This is a genomic window from Alteromonas sp. 4NS20-0143 (assembly GCF_057542855.1).
The window spans coordinates 376,228-394,777 of the sequence record NZ_BAAJLR010000003.1 but is presented as its reverse complement, the minus strand read 5'-3'; the positions used below and the strand labels follow the sequence as shown (position 1 = coordinate 394,777).

General features: G+C 44.8%; 15 protein-coding genes and 1 other RNA gene. 9 read left to right on the top strand and 7 right to left on the bottom strand.

The window, feature by feature from the left end:
* Positions 1-191: 191 nt before the first annotated feature.
* The 7 genes from AC27HD_RS08935 (at position 192) to AC27HD_RS08905 (ending at position 8,965) form a co-directional block, all read left to right on the top strand.
* A complete protein-coding gene (locus tag AC27HD_RS08935; protein WP_032097497.1) occupies positions 192-1,460 on the top strand; it encodes an efflux RND transporter periplasmic adaptor subunit in 1,269 nt (422 codons plus the stop codon).
* Positions 1,460-4,582, top strand: coding sequence for an efflux RND transporter permease subunit (locus tag AC27HD_RS08930; RefSeq protein ID WP_487105192.1), 3,123 nt, complete (start codon positions 1,460-1,462; stop codon positions 4,580-4,582). Before AC27HD_RS08935 ends, AC27HD_RS08930 begins: the two co-directional genes overlap by 1 nt.
* Before the next feature lie 307 nt (positions 4,583-4,889).
* The gene (locus tag AC27HD_RS08925) at positions 4,890-5,600 is read left to right on the top strand and encodes an SIMPL domain-containing protein (RefSeq protein ID WP_487105190.1); all 711 of its coding nucleotides are present in this window, start codon (positions 4,890-4,892) and stop codon (positions 5,598-5,600) included.
* Positions 5,601-5,816: 216 nt separating this feature from the next.
* A complete protein-coding gene (locus AC27HD_RS08920) occupies positions 5,817-6,113 on the top strand; it encodes a DUF1289 domain-containing protein (protein ID WP_032097500.1) in 297 nt (98 codons plus the stop codon).
* A 73-nt stretch (positions 6,114-6,186) separates the two neighbouring features.
* Entirely contained in the window at positions 6,187-7,011 is an 825-nt protein-coding gene (locus AC27HD_RS08915) for an HDOD domain-containing protein (RefSeq protein ID WP_032097501.1), read from the top strand.
* Positions 7,012-7,114: 103 nt separating this feature from the next.
* A complete protein-coding gene (locus tag AC27HD_RS08910; RefSeq protein ID WP_235207867.1) occupies positions 7,115-8,014 on the top strand; it encodes a DUF481 domain-containing protein in 900 nt (299 codons plus the stop codon).
* A gap of 207 nt (positions 8,015-8,221) precedes the next feature.
* A complete protein-coding gene (locus AC27HD_RS08905) occupies positions 8,222-8,965 on the top strand; it encodes a DUF481 domain-containing protein (protein ID WP_032097502.1) in 744 nt (247 codons plus the stop codon).
* A 117-nt stretch (positions 8,966-9,082) separates the two neighbouring features.
* On the opposite strand, the gene serA is transcribed toward AC27HD_RS08905, so the two are convergent.
* The 7 genes from serA to ssrS form a co-directional block, all read right to left on the bottom strand.
* A complete protein-coding gene (gene serA, locus AC27HD_RS08900; protein ID WP_487105187.1) occupies positions 9,083-10,312 on the bottom strand; it encodes a phosphoglycerate dehydrogenase in 1,230 nt (409 codons plus the stop codon).
* A 107-nt stretch (positions 10,313-10,419) separates the two neighbouring features.
* Positions 10,420-11,076 (bottom strand): ribose-5-phosphate isomerase RpiA, encoded by a 657-nt coding sequence (rpiA, locus tag AC27HD_RS08895; protein WP_163104663.1) that lies wholly within the window; start codon positions 11,074-11,076, stop codon positions 10,420-10,422.
* Positions 11,077-11,156: 80 nt separating this feature from the next.
* A complete protein-coding gene (locus tag AC27HD_RS08890) occupies positions 11,157-11,963 on the bottom strand; it encodes a 5-formyltetrahydrofolate cyclo-ligase (protein WP_487105185.1) in 807 nt (268 codons plus the stop codon).
* Positions 11,964-12,166: 203 nt separating this feature from the next.
* Positions 12,167-13,783 carry an ATP-binding protein gene (locus AC27HD_RS08885; protein ID WP_487105183.1) on the bottom strand — a complete coding sequence of 539 codons (1,617 nt, stop codon included), beginning with the start codon at positions 13,781-13,783 and terminating at the stop codon, positions 12,167-12,169.
* 68 nt (positions 13,784-13,851) lie between these two features.
* Entirely contained in the window at positions 13,852-14,796 is a 945-nt protein-coding gene (locus AC27HD_RS08880) for a nucleoside hydrolase (protein ID WP_487105181.1), read from the bottom strand.
* Positions 14,797-14,817: 21 nt separating this feature from the next.
* On the bottom strand, positions 14,818-15,714 hold the full coding sequence (locus tag AC27HD_RS08875) for a ribokinase (protein ID WP_032097508.1): 897 nt from the start codon (positions 15,712-15,714) through the stop codon (positions 14,818-14,820).
* 21 nt (positions 15,715-15,735) lie between these two features.
* Positions 15,736-15,918: non-coding RNA, 6S RNA (gene ssrS, locus AC27HD_RS08870), on the bottom strand.
* Positions 15,919-16,452: 534 nt separating this feature from the next.
* Here ssrS and AC27HD_RS08865 point away from each other — a divergent pair.
* Both AC27HD_RS08865 and pepP read left to right on the top strand, forming a co-directional pair.
* Complete coding sequence (locus AC27HD_RS08865; RefSeq protein ID WP_032097509.1) at positions 16,453-17,019, top strand: UPF0149 family protein; 567 nt, start codon at positions 16,453-16,455, stop codon at positions 17,017-17,019.
* A gap of 192 nt (positions 17,020-17,211) precedes the next feature.
* A complete protein-coding gene (gene pepP / locus AC27HD_RS08860; protein WP_487105178.1) occupies positions 17,212-18,519 on the top strand; it encodes a Xaa-Pro aminopeptidase in 1,308 nt (435 codons plus the stop codon).
* The last annotated feature ends 31 nt before the right edge of the window (positions 18,520-18,550 follow it).

The following is an 18,550-nucleotide window of genomic DNA, read 5'->3' as shown; positions in this document are numbered from 1 at the left end:
AGCCTCAATATTGAGCGTTTATAGCCAATTTTTACGCTATATATATGTGCGGTTAACAAGGGTTTTACATACTCTCAAAGTATCACATTAAATGATGTGTTGCATACGAAAAGATAATTATTTTTATTGTTTAGACTTTAGCATAATGCGCGCCATCAAACCTATAGCTAATTTCAAAAGAGTATCTTGCAATGAAAAGTTTAACCCGTTTTATGGCAGTGGTAGGTCTCACTGCACTTATCGCTGCATGCGGTGATAAGCAGGAATCTGATCAAATGATGCAAGCGAGTAAGGGTGTACCGGTAGATGTAGCTACTGTGGTATCACAACGCTTGACCGAGTGGGACAACTTTACTGGTCGCCTAGAATCGCCGCATATTGTAGCGCTTCGCCCTCGTGTTTCAGGCTATGTTGATTTTGTTGCCTATGAAGAGGGTGAATATGTTGAGCAAGGACAAACCCTATTTCTTATCGACAACAGAATGTTTAAAGCAGAGGTATCCCGTTTAACGGCGCAGCTTGAAGAAGCCAAAAGCCGACTCTCTCTTGCCAAGCAAAATTACGACCGTGCCTTTAAGCTGCGCGAAACTCAAGCGGTATCAGAAGAAGTGTTAGATGCTCGACTAGCCGAAAAGAATCAAGCGACGGCGAGTCTAAATCAAACTCAAGCTTCATTAGAAGTTGCTAGATTAAATCGCGGTTTTGCCCGTGTTGAAGCGCCTATTTCAGGGCGCGTGTCGCGCGCCAATATCACCGAAGGTAACTTTGTTACCGCAGGGCAAACCGAACTTACCCGTATCGTGTCTACTGACCGTCTGTATGCCTACTTCGATATTGACGAGCAAACCTACCTTAATTACTTATCTGATAAAACTAGTGCCTCTAGCGCGGTGAGTGAGCAGCCAGTAGCAATGCGCCTAGCAAACGAGAACGATTACATGCACTGGGGGCAAATCGACTTTATTGACAACCAGGTTAATGCAAATACTGGAACCCTTCGCGTACGCGCTGTGTTCGACAATGAAAACGGCCGTTTAATTCCAGGTTTGTTCGCTCATTTGAAACTTGCTGGTGATACCAATGAGAAGGGCATACTAATTAAAGAAAGAGCCATAGGAACCGACCTTAATAATAAGTATGTGCTTGTGGTAAATGATGACAATAAAGCGGAGTACCGCCCAGTCACATTAGGCGACAAAGTAGGAAGCATGCGCATTATTAAACAGGGGCTGTCTACAGACGACACGATTGTAGTTAACGGACTTCAACGAGTTCGCCCAGGCGCAACCGTAGCCAGAAACAAAGTTCCCATGAGTGATGAAGATGCCCTTGCAAACTTAGAGCATTGGCAGTCTCGCGTTGATAGCGCAACGCAAGTTACCCAAAACATGGCGCAAGTGGAAGACGTGTTATCAGGAGGTTCATTTTCTACCGGTTCAGCAACGGCAGGCCTTAAGTAATGAATGTTTCGCAATTTTTTATCAGCCGGCCGATATTCGCCGGCGTATTGTCCATACTTATATTTATCGGTGGTGCCATTGCGGTATGGCAGCTACCCATTACTGAATACCCAGAAGTGGTGCCACCCACAGTTGTAGTCACGGCAAACTATCCTGGTGCTAATCCTGAAGTAATAGCAGAAACCGTCGCCACTCCGTTAGAGCAAGAGATTAATGGGGTAGAAAATATGTTGTATATGTCGTCGCAGGCTACAAGCGACGGACGTATGACGCTCACTATCACTTTTGCCATTGGTACCGACCCAGACGATGCCACAACCCTAGTACAAAACCGTGTGAATCGCGCGACCCCTCGATTGCCACAAGAAGTACAGCGCCTTGGTGTAGTGACCGAAAAGTCATCCCCAAACTTAACTATGGTGGTGCATTTAACGTCACCGGATAATCGTTACGACATGCTGTACTTGTCGAACTACGCTGATCAAAATGTGAAAGATGAACTGGCGCGAATTGACGGTGTTGGTCAGGTGCGTTTATTTGGCGCAGGTGAGTTCAGCATGCGCGTATGGCTTAACCCAAGTAAGCTTGCTGCACTGCAAATGAACCCCGGCGACGTGGTTGCCGCTATTGCTGATCAAAATCAACAAGCTGCCGCTGGTAGCTTGGGCGCACAGCCTACTGGGTCTAGTGAATTTCAGCTGTTAATCAACGTTCGCGGCCGTTTAAAAGACGAGTCAGAGTTTGAAAATATCATCGTTAAAACTGGCGATGATGGTGAAATTACGCGACTAAAAGATATAGCGCGTATAGAGCTTGGTGCAAATACTTACTCGTTGCGTTCGCTACTTAATAACAAGCCGGCTGCGGCAATCCCTATTTTTCAGGCTCCAGGTTCAAATGCAATACAGATCTCTGACGATGTCCGCGCTCGCATGGCTGAATTATCTCAGCTGTTCCCTGAGGGGCTAGAGTTCGACATTGTTTACGACCCCACTGTGTTTGTTAGGGGCTCCATAGAAGCGGTAGTAAACACCCTTTTTGAAGCCGTGTTGTTGGTAGTGCTGGTCGTGGTTCTGTTTTTGCAGACGTGGCGCGCTTCAATTATTCCCTTAGTAGCGGTTCCTATTTCGTTGGTAGGTACCTTTGCATTTATGCAGCTAATGGGCTTTTCCCTCAATGCGCTGTCTCTGTTCGGGTTAGTACTGGCAATAGGTATTGTTGTTGACGATGCCATTGTGGTGGTGGAAAACGTAGAGCGAAATATCGCAGAGGGTAAAACACCTTTTGATGCCACTGTGCAGGCGATGAAAGAGGTCACTGGGCCTATCATTGCCACCACGCTAGTACTGGCTGCAGTATTTGTTCCCACTGCATTTATGAGCGGCTTAACTGGGCAGTTCTATAAACAGTTTGCATTAACCATTACCATTTCAACGGTTATCTCTGCGATAAACTCTTTAACCCTTAGCCCAGCGCTGTCTGCGCTGTTGCTAAAACCTCACGGCAAGTCTAACGATTGGCTAACGCGGGGCATGGACAAAGTGTTTGGCAGATTTGTGTTTGTGCCCTTTAATCGTTTGTTCGAGCGCAGTGCTAAAGGGTATACCAATGCAGTTGGTGGATTAATCCGCAAGAGCAGTATTGTATTAGTGCTTTACGCCGGCCTTATTGCGCTAACTTACAATCAATTTGCTACTACGCCAACGGGGTATGTGCCCCCTCAAGATAAGCAATATCTTGTGGCGTTTGCTCAGCTTCCTAATGCTGCAAGTTTGGACAGAACTGAAGAAGTTATTCGAGAGATGTCGAGTATTGCTATGGAACACCCTGGTGTCTCAGACGCGGTAGCATTTCCTGGGCTAAATATTAACGGATTTACCAACAGTCCCAGCTCGGGCATCTTGTTTACGCCGTTAAAACCTTTCGACGAGCGTCAGTCTCCTGAGCTCTCGGCGGGTGCTATTGCCGCTAAACTAAATCAACAGTTCGGCTCGATAAAAGGCGCCTACGTGGCTATTTTTCCACCGCCTCCGGTAAATGGGTTAGGTACGATTGGTGGCTTTAGACTTCAGGTTGAAGATAGAGGCAACCTTGGATTTGAAGAGCTAGAGCGAGTCACTCAAGAAGTGATTGGCAAAGCGTGGCAGCATCCTGCGCTTACCGATGCCTTCACTAGCTTTACCGTTGCCGTTCCTCAATTAGATGTAGATGTGGATCGGGAAAAAGCAGTGAGCCAAGGTGTGAACATAGATACTCTATTCACCACCATGCAAGCTTACCTAGGCTCACTGTATGTGAACGACTTCAATCTATTTGGGCGAACTTATCAGGTGAACGTGCAGGCCGATGCACAGTACCGTCAAGATATAGAAGATATTAGCCAATTCAAAATACGAAACGCTCAGGGCAACATGATCCCCCTTGGTTCTTTTTTAGATGTTGAGCATAGCGCCGGCCCAGACAGAGTGATGCATTACAACGGCTACATTACGGCAGAAATTAATGGCGCACCTGCACCTGGATATTCATCTGATCAGGCTAGAGCCGCTATTGAGGAAATTCTTGCCGAGACATTACCGCTAGGTATGACCTACGAGTGGACAGAGCTCACCTACCAGCAAATACTGGCAGGTAATGCAGCGGCTTACATTTTCCCACTTGTTGTGCTGTTGGTGTTTCTCGTACTCGCGGCCCAATATGAAAGCTTGCGTTTGCCGTTAGCCATTATTCTTATTGTGCCTATGACCCTGCTAAGCGCGTTAATCGGGGTTAAGATTTATGGTGGAGATAACAACATATTCACCCAAATAGGGTTAATCGTGTTGGTTGGCTTGGCAACTAAAAACGCCATTCTTATTGTGGAGTTTGCGAAAGAGTTACAAGACAGCGGCATGAGCGCGTTAGCGGCCATTAAGGAAGCAAGTCGCTTGCGTTTACGCCCTATTTTAATGACTTCAATCGCATTCATCATGGGGGTACTGCCAATGGTGCTCTCTACAGGTGCAGGGGCTGAAATGCGTCAAGCCATGGGCGTGGCAGTTTTCTCTGGCATGATAGGAGTTACCGTCTTTGGCCTTATCCTTACACCGGTGTTTTATTACCTACTGAAACGGAAAGGCTAGAGCGTATCGACTAGCGCTTTTAATCTACGTTTCTATTCATTGAACATTCCCGTCTACCCAAGCGTTGCTCTCTTAAAGAGCATTTTTAGGCCACTCTATTGAGTGGCCTTTTTTTTAGCTAACGGTTTTTCGCATCTTCAAATTTTGTCTTCGCCCCTACATATTGAAAATAGCCCTTAAATTTATGCCTTATCTTTTGTGCGTAAACTAAAATAGGTAAATGAATAAGCACTAGTGATTAATGCGCAATCACAGTAACCTAACTGAAGTAGATACTGAGTATAAAAGCATAAAGGAGATCAATCACATGAAAGTAGGTGCCGCCATTGTTATTGCACTAGGTATGATCCTGGCTGTCGCGTTTCTTGGCACAACCCTATCTGCATCGATGAAAGATATGCAAACTTGGAATAGGGTGGTGACGGTAAAAGGGCTATCAGAAAGAGAATATGTTGCCGACCAAGTTATTTGGCCAATTCAGTTTGTGGATGCGGGTAACGACTTACCAGAGCTTTACGATCGAATTGAACAAAATAGTGCAACAGTAGTTCGCTTTTTAGAAGAAAGCGGTATTAAGTCAGACAGCATTACTACCGGTAAACCCCAGATCACTGACAAGCTTGCACAGCAGTATGGTGGGGGCGAAAGAGCACCATTTAGGTATAGCAGTATGCAAACTATTACCGTTTTTTCGACGCAAGTAGAAACGGTTCGCATAGCTATGCAGCAGGTGGGTAAGCTAATTAAATCGGGCATAGTGTTATCTGAGAATCGCTATGAAAATCAACCTGACTACGTGTTTACTCGATTAAACGAAGTGAAACCGTCGATGATTGAAGAGGCCACATTAAATGCAAGAGAAGTGGCCGAGAAGTTCGCAACAGATTCGCAAAGTACATTAGGTAAAATCAAGCGAGCCAATCAAGGTCGCTTTAGCATAAGCAGTAGAGATAGTTATCACCCTCACATTAAAAAAGTGCGCGTGGTATCAACCATCGATTACACGTTAGTAGATTAATCGCTAAAGGCTATATTTAAGCTGAGTGCTATATTCACGTTAAGGGCTTTATGTAAGCTGAAGGCGCTATGAGGTTCAAGGCTTATTTGATGCTAATGTCTAGTAGCAGTAAGGTTGAGTTTCGTGTTTAATCGGCGCCGTGAGTTCGCTAACGTTAACATCACAGTAGAAAGGGCTGCGGTAACGCACTCATTCTAACAAAAACAATGAGAGATCATGTCACAGCAGAAACCACAGTCTGAACAACTGGAGTTCTTTGAAATACCAAGCCCGTGTATTGGGGTTTGCGAATCAGGACCTCGTGGTTTTTGCAAAGGGTGTCTTAGAAGCCGAGATGAACGTCTTTATTGGCTTCAAGTGAATGATGCAACGAAACGCCAAATTATAGCGGCCTGCATGAGGCGTAAGCGCGCCATTATTGCCAGAGCACGCAAACAGCAACTAGAAGCACAAAGTAAGAAGACAAATAGCCAAATAGGCCTGTTTGAGAACGAGCAACGCGATAATGAATAGCTGACGAGCCAGAGCCCAAAGGCTTTAGAATCAGTTGTTATAGCCGCGTCTAATACCAATTGAGAGTGTGTTAATGTCGATAAAGAAATACGTAAAGTTTGCCACTAAATCCTTTGCGCTGCCCAATGTATGCGTAAGGTTGCGTGAATTACTCGACTGCCCACGCTCAAGCGCTGAAGACATAGGTAACTTAATCAGTATTGACCCCTCGCTTACAGCTAAGGTGCTACGCCTTGCAAACAGTTCTTTGTTCCGTTTTCCCTCTCAAATTGAGTCTGTGTCAAAAGCCATTAACGTGATTGGCGGAGAGGCGCTGTATAACTTAGTTGTCTCTGAAACAGCCAGCACTGCCTTCAAGTGTTTTGATTCTGAACTTATCGATTTAAAGCAACATTGGCATGCGTCTGTTTATTCAGGCATGTTAGCCAAACACCTGGCTATGAGTACCAATGCGAAAGTCATAGAGCGCTTTTTTGTGATGGGAATACTGCAAAACTTAAGCGAGCTTGTAATAGCAAAGCGTTCGCCAGAGCTTTACCAACAATATTTAGACAGTGATAAATCACTACTTCCTTACCAGCGACAAAAGCAGCTTTTCGGTTTTACCTTCGCACACTGTAGCGGTATCATATTGGAAAGTTGGAACTTACCTATTGGTTTATTCTACCCAATCACGCATGTGAACGATGTGGCAAGACAGTCGTCAGATCGTGAAATTGGGGTGCTGGCGTTGTCCAATCGAATTGCAGTGCGTCAGTTAGACGAAGAAAATCATTCAGATATTGAACTTTTTACTTCTGAAATAGCCAATACAGTAAGTTTAGACATGGAAATGGTGAGTAATGCCACTGATTACGCAGAGCGTGAAACAGTGAAAATTGCTGCACTAATCAGATGAGTCAAAGCGTAAACCGCAAAGCGAATATAGTGCTTCAGTAAATATATTACTTAAGCGAATGTTATTATAGCTAGTCATTGCTCACTCGTGGCTCAACGCTCAAATGGACTTGAATAAGTGTTTTTACTTAAAAGCACTCTCAAATAGAAAGTTCATAAAAGCCAATAACAAAAACGATAAAGCCAACGTTAATTTAATTATGCTCACTGACCTCATCAAGACCTGCATCGCGCTGTGCGTTATGTGCACCAGCATCTCTTCATCTGCGCAGGCCACCGATCTTATTCAAACGCTTTACCACGCCGACTTCACTCCGGACACGGACGATACCATCCCGCGATTTAATCTTGATGGCGAGCTGGGCGTTTTGGTAAACACCGGAAATACATCTGCGGCAAGTGTAAAAGCCGCAGTGAATGCCGACCATGAGACCGAAACGTGGAGCAGTGTGTACTTCGCAGAGCTTCTTTATAAAGAAAGTGCCACCATTGGTGCTAAACGAGATATTAGTGCCCAGCGCTTCTTTGGTAGCGCTCAATTTGATTACAAGCTTGTGGCCAATGGTCGTCGAATTTTTATGTATGGCGATTATGAGGATGACAGGTTTACTGGTTATGAGCACCGTGCGTCACTAGCAGCGGGTTATTCAGAGCGACTTTGGCGCAATGAGGATAGCGAATTTCGCTACAGCATTGGCCCTGGTTACAGCTTCATTGAAGCGCAGGCGGACAATAACACCATGGTAAACGACGGCGTTATAGTCAGAGCCTCAGCGGAATACAAATACCGCTGGAGTTCAGGCGCCAAACTCAGGCAATTTGTGAGTACCGAAGCTGGAGAAGAGAACACCAAATCCCGCAGTGAAACCTCTTTATCTGCTAACGTTTTCGGCTCCCTTGCCATGAAGTTATCCTTCATTTTAAACCATGAAACAGATACAGCAGAAGATATAGCGCCTTTAAGCACCGAAACCTCTGTGGCTCTTGTTTACCAATTTTTTTAGACCTTGTATATCCGTTGCGCATTTTACTACTTTCGTCGATTTTTTGACCTTTTCACGTTGACTGTCAATTTTTAATCGGTACACTGCGCGGCACACATCACCGGCAGCGATTTGTATCGTTGTTAATATCCTGAAAATGGTTGTGTTGCGTCGTCAATGAAGTGATCGCAGCGTAACGAAGGGAAAGTTAATCAATAGGACTGTTCAATGAATAAGCGCGTTCTCGCATCGATAATCGCATTCTCACTTGCACCATCTGCTTTTGCTCAAGACAAGCCAAAGCCATTTACTATGGAAGGTGAGTTAGGGTTTATCTCAACAACGGGTAACACAGAAACCACATCGATAAATGCTGGTATTACTGCGCATCAAGAGCTAGAGATGTGGAGCAATGATTACCTTATCGAAGGTCTTTACAAAGAAGAGAGTGTTGAGGGAGACGACGGTGAAGACGTTGAGTTTACATCAGCGCAGAAGTTTTTCGCCTCAGCTCAGGGTAACTATAAATTAGAAAATCCAGATAACCGCTTGTTCGGCTTTGCGTCCTTCGAAGATGACCGCCTTAGCAACTTTAATTATCAAGCTACACTAGCACTGGGTTGGAACCAAAAGGTATTACAGAACGAGAGACATACATTAGAGTATTCAATTGGTCCGGGTTACTCGTTTGTTGAAACGCAAGATGGCGAAGATCAAGACAGTGTTATTGTCCGTGCTTCAACAGCCTACTCGTGGTTAATTTCAGACACGTCTAAGTTTACTCAAACACTGAGTACGGAAGTAGGTTCTGAGAATACAAAGTCTCGTGCTGAATCGGCATTGACTGCAGTGATCTCAGGCAACCTTTCAATGCGTTTGTCGTTCAAAATGGACCATAACTCAGACGTCGCTGATAACAGAGATAATCTTGATACCGAAACAGCAGTTAGCTTGGTATATAACTTCTTTTAAACCAGCCGATTCGCTAGCAGTATTCACTGTTTAGCTATAAAAAAACGCCGCATAGACATTTGTCGATGCGGCGTTTTTATTTGGGCTATTCACCATTTGAACGTGCCGCTATGCAGCCTAGTGCAATATACGTGTCTTTATAGTGCCGTCAATTTGCTGAAGTTCAGCAAGGGCTTCATAGCCTCTGTCTTCTTTAACGTCTACTACAACGTAACCAATTTCAGCGTTCGTTTGAAGGTACTGGGCTTCAATGTTGATGCCTTTCTCTGCAAACGCTTGGTTAATTTGCGTAAGAATACCTGGCTGGTTTTTGTGAACGTGAAGCAAGCGTGAGCGGCTGTTGTGCTCTGGCAGCGATACTTCTGGGAAGTTAACTGCAGACAGGGTTGAACCGTTATCGCTATATTTTGCAAGCTTACCCGCCACTTCAATACCAATATTCTCTTGCGCTTCTTGGGTGCTTCCCCCAACGTGTGGCGTAAGAATGACGTTGTCGAATTCTCGTAAAGGTGATTCAAACTCTTCGCCATTCGACTTAGGCTCTACTGGGAATACGTCAATGGCAGCACCATTTAACTGGCCGCTTTTAAGTGCCCCTGATAGCGCGTCTATATCAACCACTGTTCCGCGAGACGCATTAATGAGTATGCTGCCAGGCTTCATTTGTGACAGCTCTTTTTCACCTATCATGTTTTGCGTTTCAGGTGTCTCAGGTACGTGAAGCGTAACTACGTCAGAGGTGTTAAGCAGTTTCTCTAGAGACTTAACTTGAGCTGAGTTACCCAGCACTAGCTTATCTTCGATGTCAAAAAACTGCACGCGCATGCCCAAGTGTTCTGCCAAGATGCTAAGCTGCGTACCAATGTGGCCATACCCAATAATTCCCAGCGTTTTGCCTCTTGCTTCGTAAGAGCCAACTGCAGTCTTTTCCCATTCTCCGCGGTGTGCTTTTGCATTTTTGCTTGGCACTTGACGAAGTAAAAGAATAATTTGGCCTAGCACTAGCTCGGCAACAGAGCGAGTGTTTGAAAAGGGCGCGTTAAACACAGGAATACCGCGGCGCTGAGTAGCAGCTAGGTCAACTTGGTTTGTACCAATACAAAAGCAACCAATGGCAACGAGCTTTTTAGCGGCATCCACCACCTTCTCAGTAATTTGGGTACGAGAACGGAGTCCGACGAAGTGGGCATCTTTGATTTTTTCAATCAACTCATCTTCTGGAAGAGAAGTTTTAAGATACTCAATGTTTGTGTAACCGTTATTTTTCAGTGTTTCGAGCGCGCTCTGGTGAACACCCTCTAACAATAAAATTCGGATTTTGTCCTTCTCAAGTGAAACTTTACTCATGAACTCGCTGTCTCTCGCTGTTGTGTTTCGGTTCGAAAATATGGGTTGAGCCATCTAGACGTCTAAAAGGAAAATAACAGAAAACGCCCTCAGTTAAAAGGAGTATTTCACTTAAAGGTTTTTACACCTTCATCGGTTGCTGAAAGCACGATATCCGCGCCGCGCAAAGCGAAAATTCCGTTAGTAACAACACCGGGAATATTATTAATTGCTTGCTCTAATTCACGAGGATTGAGTATATCTAAATTGTGGACATCTAAAATGACATTGCCATTGTCGGTCACGACACCCTGACGGTATTCAGGATCGCCACCCAATTTCACTAACTCTCTAGCCACAAAAGAGCGCGCCATAGGGATCACTTCCACCGGAAGGGGGAAATTACCGAGGACAGGAACGCGCTTACTGTCATCAACAATACACACGAACGTTTTTGCCACGCCAGCCACTATTTTCTCACGTGTAAGCGCAGCGCCTCCGCCTTTAATCATATGCTTGTGTTCGGTGACTTCGTCGGCCCCGTCAATATACACCGATAGGTTGCTAACGTCGTTAAGCTCGAAAACCTCAATGCCTAATGCTTTAAGCTTTTCTGTAGAGGCTTCAGAGCTTGATACAGCCCCCTCTATTTTATGTTTGATTTTGCCTAATTCTTCAATAAAAAAGTTAACGGTTGAACCTGTGCCTACTCCAACAATGCTGTCTTGTTCAACATAGTCTATCGCCGCTTTTGCCACTGCTTGTTTTTTCGCGTTCTGATCCATTGTTACTCTCCTTTTGGTTTGCTTGAAGTGTAACCGATAAGGCGCAAAATCGCAGCTTTATGTCTTTAAAAGAAATGGACCTATGATTTGGGCTTAATATCAGAAAAGGTGAGTATTCGCTTAGGGGTCACAATAATATCAACCGGAATATCCCAAGGCTCAAAGGGCAGGGTCTCAACTTCTTGCTCATCGTGTGCAATGCCAATCAAAATGGGCTTCTGTTGAGTAAGTTGAGTAAGTTGAGTAAGTTGAGTAAGTTGAGTAAGTTGAGTAACTTGAGTAAATGCTAGCGTACGGTCGTAGTAACCGCCGCCCATGCCCAGTCGGTTGCCTTTGCTATCAAAGCCCACCAATGGCATTAAAATAACGTCTATGGTGCTAGTGGGAACAACGTTGTGGCAGGCCAGTTCAGGCTCATCAATGTTGTATTTATTTTTTACCAGCGTGGTATGTGGGCCATACTCAAGAAACAGCAGGTGGCCTTTACAAACAGGATGTAGTATGGGCAGTGAGAACGTGGTGGGCATCGTTGTAAGAGCTGATTTAGGACTTGGTGTAAGAGCTGATGCAGCTGTTGATGCTGAGAGAGACGTAGATGAATAATCGAAGCTGCTCGTCACTTCTTTGTGCATATCTTTGGCACGGGTAAACGCATCCTGCATAAAGGCGCTGAGGTCTAGCTCTCCATCATTCACCAAATACCCAGCAATTGTTTTTGCTGCGGCCACGCAGGGTAACGAGTTGAGCTGTTGGCTAATTTGCAGCGCAGAATGTGCACGTTGCTCAGGGGGGATACTATTTCTTACTTTTCTCAGACTCTTGCGCAAATGTTTGCGTAGGCTTGCTTTGCTCTCAACACGTTCAGTATTGGGTAAAAACTCACTCATCGCCATGCTACTCTCAAACCAACTTGCTCTTAATCATGCTTTTAATCATTCCTTCAATGAGTGCACGCTTAATCTAGGCTAGCTCGGTCAAAGCCCTTTTAAAATAGACACTTTTGACCAAGGTATTTTTAACCAATGTATTCTTAACCAAGGCAGTCATAACCAAGATAATCTTATCCAAGGCAATCTTAACCGAGGCAATCTTAACCAAGATAATGATTAAGCACTTTTACCAAGTTTGCTGCATTAATCGGTTTCGTCAACACGTCGTCCAGTCCTCTCTCTTTCAAAGTGTCTGACGTAGTAATAGCATCTGCGGTGAGTGCTACGATAGGGAGGTTAGGGTATTGCGCTTTAATCAGCCTCGATGCTTGGTCGCCCTGAATACCGGGTAAATTGATATCCATTAAAACAAGGTCGGCGTGATTGGATTCAATGTATTCAACGCCTTGTTCACCGGTATCAACAATGGTAAACGCCAGCCCTAATTTTTCAAAAAGCGCTACGATCACCGCTTGGTTAATCTGATGGTCTTCCACAATCAGAATATTAACAGGCCTTGAGATAGAAAGTTGGGCAGAAGCATTTTGAGGGGAGGCTTCTGACACATGATTTTGGTCCATCTGCGCAGATGGAATTGAGATACTGACTCTTGTACCTTCTTGCAGCTTACTTTTAAGCTTTATTGAGCCATCCATTAGCTCAACCAGTTGCTTAGATATACTCAGTCCCAAACCAGAACCAGGTATTTTATGTGCATTATCCATACGCTCGAATCGAGTAAATAGGCGCGCCTGGTCGTCATCGCTAATACCAATACCTTCATCGGAAACAGTAAATATTAAGGCGCCTTTTTTGTATTTTACTAGACAAGTCACCGCCTTATTTCTAGGCGTAAATTTAATGGCATTGGAAAGTATATTTAGCGCAACTTGCCCAAACTTAGTGTCATCTAAATAAATAGAGGCCGGAAGGCTAGTATCTAATGTAGCAGTAAAGGTGATGTCGTTTTGTTCGGCGCGAACCCGGGTTACTGAAAACAGGTGAGTGAAAAAATCGTTCGTATTAACAGCGCGTGGCATCACACGCATTTTACCCGCTTCTATCTGCTTAATATCAAGCACTGAATTGACGATCTCTAGCAGGCGTTCGCCGCTTTTACTAATGTGCGACAGTGACGAACTAAATTGAGATGGAAGCGACAGCTTTCGAGCCTCACTTTCTAGTAAATTACTAAACGTGTTAATCGCGTTAAGCGGCGTGCGAATTTCATGGCTAACATAAGACAAAAAATCAGACTTAAATTGGCTTGTGCGCTCAAGCTCTCTATTTTTACGTTTTAATTCTAAATGGGCGACAACTGATTGCCCCAGTGTTTCCAGCGCTTTTTTCTGTTCTTCTGTTAGTTTATTTGGCTTTTTATCAATGGCGCAAAGCGTGCCAATTGGATAACCAGAAGGGGTAATAAGCGGTGCACCCGCATAAAATCGAATATCAGGAGAGCCAGTTACAAGGGGATTGTCGCGAAAACGTTCGTCTTTAGTGGCATCAGGAACTTCGAATACTTTTTGCTGCAAAATAGCGTGCGAGCAAAATGCAATATCGCGGGATGTTTCTTCGGCATCAAGGCCCACGCGAGATTTAAACCACTGCCTATCAAGGTCGATTAGACTAATCAGCGCGATAGGCGTACCGCAAATTTGTGAGGCAAGCGCAGTAAGATCGTCGAAAAGCTTTTCAGCTTCAGTATCTAAGATGTCGTAGCTTAGAAGTTCAGCTAACCGTTCTTTTTCGTTCTCTGGAATAGGTGCAGACTTCATAGTACTGGTTTTTAACCTCAATAGTACATGTTAGTAGGGGGAATCTACTGATTCCCCTAACAATATTACTAAAGAGCGTAGGTGTCTATGAACAATTTCTCAAGTCTACTATGGTCTACTTTTGTCGCTACTTTGATGGTATTTGCGTCGTTCCAAAGCGGACTTGGTGTTGTGCCTTTAGGTGCAACCACCGTTTGGCCTCTGTCTAGCTCGCCTGTTCCAACCCTAACGTGGCCTTCGGTTAATTCGAAAAGCTCTGGGTGGCGAAGGTGGGCAATAGGAAACGCATCGTGGAAGAAACACACTCTGTCTTCTCTATTTTGCGAGTAAAAATCCATATAGAACTGAGCGCTTTCTTGTACGAAACCACCTAGCGTTGGGTTTTTCTCAGCAAGTACGTCAACAAATGTAGGCGCAAATGGAACGTCGTTGGTTACGTCTAAACCAAACATGGTTAAATCCCAATCTGCAGCGCACACAATCTCTGCTGCATAAGCATCATTCCAGATATTCGCTTCTGCAACCGGCGTTACATTGCCAGGTACAAACGCAGCACCGCCCATAATGCTTACGCCTTTAACCAACTTAGGAAGTTCTGGCTCTAAACGAAGCGCTAGCGCTAGGTTTCCAAGTGGGCCTATTGCAACTAACGTGATTTCGCCTGGGTATTTACGGGCCATATCAACGATAAACTGTGCCGAGCTGCGTGGGTCAAGCTCACCTTTAGGCGGCTCTGGCTTAATGTGGCCAAATCCGTGCTCTCCATGAACGAAGTGAGCATAGGTCGACTCTTCGCCAACCCACGGCATGCCAACCCCTTTCGTTACTGGAATGTCGTTTTTGCCAGCCAGTTCGCAAAGCGTTAGGGCATTTTGCGCAGCCATTGTAACGGGAACATTACCGTAAACCGTTGTTAAGCCAAGCAGTTCAATATCAGGTGATTGAAATGCAAAAAATATGGCCATTGCATCATCAATGCCCGGATCGGTGTCTAATATTATTTTATGTGCCATGAAATTCTCTCTGGAATAATTTTAGCCGGAATGCTTTGCTAAAAAACGGTCTACTTCTTTTTGAGTTGGAATGCTTTGCGCAGCGCCTTCTCGTGTAACCGCAATTGCTGATGCCGCGCAGCCGCGTTTAAGCGCCTGTTTAGCGTCTGTGTGATGACTGTATGCTGATAAGAAGTATCCGATGAAGGTATCGCCTGCGGCGGTCGTATCGACAGCATCAACAGAAAAGGCATCAACGTTAACGACTTCGCCTTTTCTAAGCATCATTACACCGGCTTTACCCAAGGTGATAATGACCTCACAGTGGGCCCACTGCTGCTTAAATTCAGCAACAATGTCATCCATTGCTTCTTTACCAGTTAATGCGGCTGCTTCTGTCTCATTAACGATAAGCAAGTCTATACAATCGTGAGGCAACGCTTTAACCGACTCGCTCATTGGCGCAGGGTTAAAGGCAACTTTTAGCTGTTTTTCTTTTGCTTGGCGAAGCACTTCGTCAATGCTGCTAGTTTCGTTTTGCGTTAGTACCCAGTCTGAGGGCTTAGTGTCATCTAACGCAGCCATAACGGTTTTAGCAGTAATGGTTTGATTTGCACCGCCAAATAGAACGATGGCATTTTCGCCGCTTGGGGTAACTTGGATTATGGCATGACCTGAGGGAGTCTCAGAGCATTTTACGCCGCGACAATCCACACCTTTTTTGATCAGCGCTTGCTTAAAAGAGGCGTCATTTTGGTGGATGCTGCCTACATGCCTAACGTCGGCACCGGCTTGCGCTAGCGCAATTGATTGGTTTGCGCCTTTACCACCTAACAAGGTTTGGTAGTGCGTGGAGGCGATTGTTTCACCAGGTTGAACAAAATGCTCTACTTGGTAAACGTGGTCGATATTAATGGAGCCAAAATTTATTATTGCCATTTCTTCTTCCGTCGAAAGAGGGCGTCTCCCAGAATGCCGCGTGTTCATTTTCGCCCGTGAACCGAAATGTTCAGGGCGGAAGAATCACTATGACCGTAGGCTTCTCGATACGAGCCGAGCTTGCACAATAGTTACAGTTTCAACTTCCTAGGTTTATAGCATCGGCCAGGGACATGAATGAACTAGCAAACATCCCAGGAAACATTGTTGTTGTATTAACGCAACAGGGTATATGAAACGCATGTACTAGTGAAGGAGATCACTCTTGTGCGTAGCAAAACTTTGCGTTGTTGAGTATAGCTGCTTACAGAATGTCTTATTCTTGACCATTTGGTCAGCACCTGTTGGTCAGCAAGTATACACGCATATGCGACAAGCTCAAGAAAACCGCGATCTCTCTTTACGCCAGCGCTTTCTCCCTGTTGCAAAGGGAAGTCCTTGTCCACGTCTTAATGGTAGTAGAAATACACGTGGGTTACCAGAGAAGTTAAAGGTTTTGCTGCTTTTGCTCACTCGTTTGAACAGTGAGTAATCAAATTGGCAAAAGTAGGTTTTATATCCCGATTTTGCTACTATAAACCCATAGTATAAGCACGGCGGTTATCTTTTTGACGTTGTTTTACTTCGCGTGGTTCACTCACACCTAAGCGGGTGTGCTCAAGCCTAAAAAAGCGGATAAAGGCAAAGAGAATAATTTCCATGCATTACATCAAATTTCAAACATAAAGAGAGTTACCAGTGGAAAAGCAGCTTGATTACGACAGCGTTACCAATAAATTGTCACAACATGGCGTAATAGTAGACGGCGCCGAAATACACGGCATCCTCTGCGGCATGTTGTGCGGTGGTATGTCTCTTACCGATCAAAAATGGTTAGAAGCGTTAAGCGAAACGGTGAATCAAGACGAAAGCTTTAGTGAGCCGGTTGTTTTTACGTTAACGACTTTATTTAACCAAACTTGCCAGCAGTTACTAGAGCCAGAGTTTGCACTTACTTTGCTACTTCCAGAAGACCATGCCCCAATAAACGATCGCGGCGCTGCCCTTATTAATTGGGTGCAAGGGTTTATGCTTGGGTTTGGATTACACCAGCAAGATTTAGTGAAGTGCAGTGATGACGTAAAAGAAGCACTTGAAGATTTTTCTGACATTTCTCGAATGGAAGAGCCAATGGATGCAGACGAAGAGTCTGAGAAAGCACTTTTTGAAGTAGAAGAATATGTAAAGATTTCAGCAATTCTATGCTTCAGCGAGTTGGGGCAGTCATTGCTGGACGACCAAAAAGAAAAGCCTTCAATACATTAATTACGAAGAGCCCATTTTTTAGAGCTGGGTTTTAAAGCTGGGCGTTAATTCCTAGGACGACTTTTATAAGCAGGTTTCTTAAATATAAATCACTTATAAACAAACTGCTCATAGGTTGAGTAAGTAAAAGTAATAAAAAATGCTGCAAAAACACCGTTTTCTAAAAATAATGCCGACAGGGTTTGTGAATTTATGATTAGCGCGCAAGAGTTTATTTCTAGGCAAGATAGATTATTAGCACAGTGCCAACCAAACAGTGTATGCATTGTACCCGCAGCGTCTTTAGTTACCCGAAGTCGAGATACGGAATATTTATTCAGACAAGACAGCGACTTTTGGTATTTAACGGGTTTTGAAGAGCCAAACGCATGGTTAATCATTTCAAATCATCCCCGCTATGGTGAAAGCTACCGCGCAATGGTAGTGCAAGCTAAAGACAAACAAGCGGAAGTGTGGCAAGGAAAACGATTAGGCGCTGAGGCGGCATTGTCTCTATTTAGCCTAGACGAGGCATTTGAAGAGCAAGAGTTAGAAGAAGCCATTCTTGAAGCAATGCAGGGACAGCAACATCTTTATGTGGCTCTTGGTGTAAACGAGCAGCACGATCAGTTAATTGTTAACGCCTTAAAGACGTTGAAAGAGGCCCCGAAACAGTCTCTTGCACCTGCTACTGTGCACGATATACAGCCTTTGCTACACGAGATGCGCGTGTATAAGTCGGCAAGTGAAGTTGCGGTTATGAAAGCGGCCTGTGAAATAAGTGCTCGTGCCCACAAGCGCGCCATGCAGTTTGCGCACCCAGGGTGCTTTGAATATCAGTTAGAAGCTGAACTTCATCATGAATTTGCCATGGCGGGCGCACGAAGTCCGGCTTACGGTACCATAGTGGGTAGCGGAGAAAATGCATGCATACTGCACTACACGCAAAACAGCGCACAGGTTAACAATGGCGATTTAGTGCTTATTGATGCGGGTGCCGAGTATCAAGGGTACGCTGCCGATATCACGCGCACATTTCCAGTGAACGGTAAGTTTAGCGACGCGCAACGCGCCATATACAGTTTGGTCTTAAAAGCGCAAAAAAGCGTTTTAGATATGCTGGCACCGGGCGTTACTTTACCCCAAGCAATGACTCACAGCGCAGAAGTGATCACCGAAGGTTTAATTGAGCTGGGCATATTAACCGGCAGTATTGCGGAAAACTTAGATAATCAAACCTGGCGACAATTTTATATGCACGGTTTAGGGCACTTTTTAGGCCTAGACGTGCACGATGTTGGCGACTACAAGCACGATGGCGATGACCGAGCGCTCAGCCCTGGCATGGTCATTACCGTAGAGCCTGGGATCTATATTAGTAGCGATTGCGATGTGCCAGAGCGTTTCAAAGGTATTGGCGTTAGAATAGAAGACGATGTAGCTATCACCGCTACTGGCGTTGAGATACTCACTAAAGACGTGCCAAAAGAGATTGATGAAATTGAAGCACTAATGGCGTAATTTAGCCTTAAATAAGACTGGGCTAAATAAA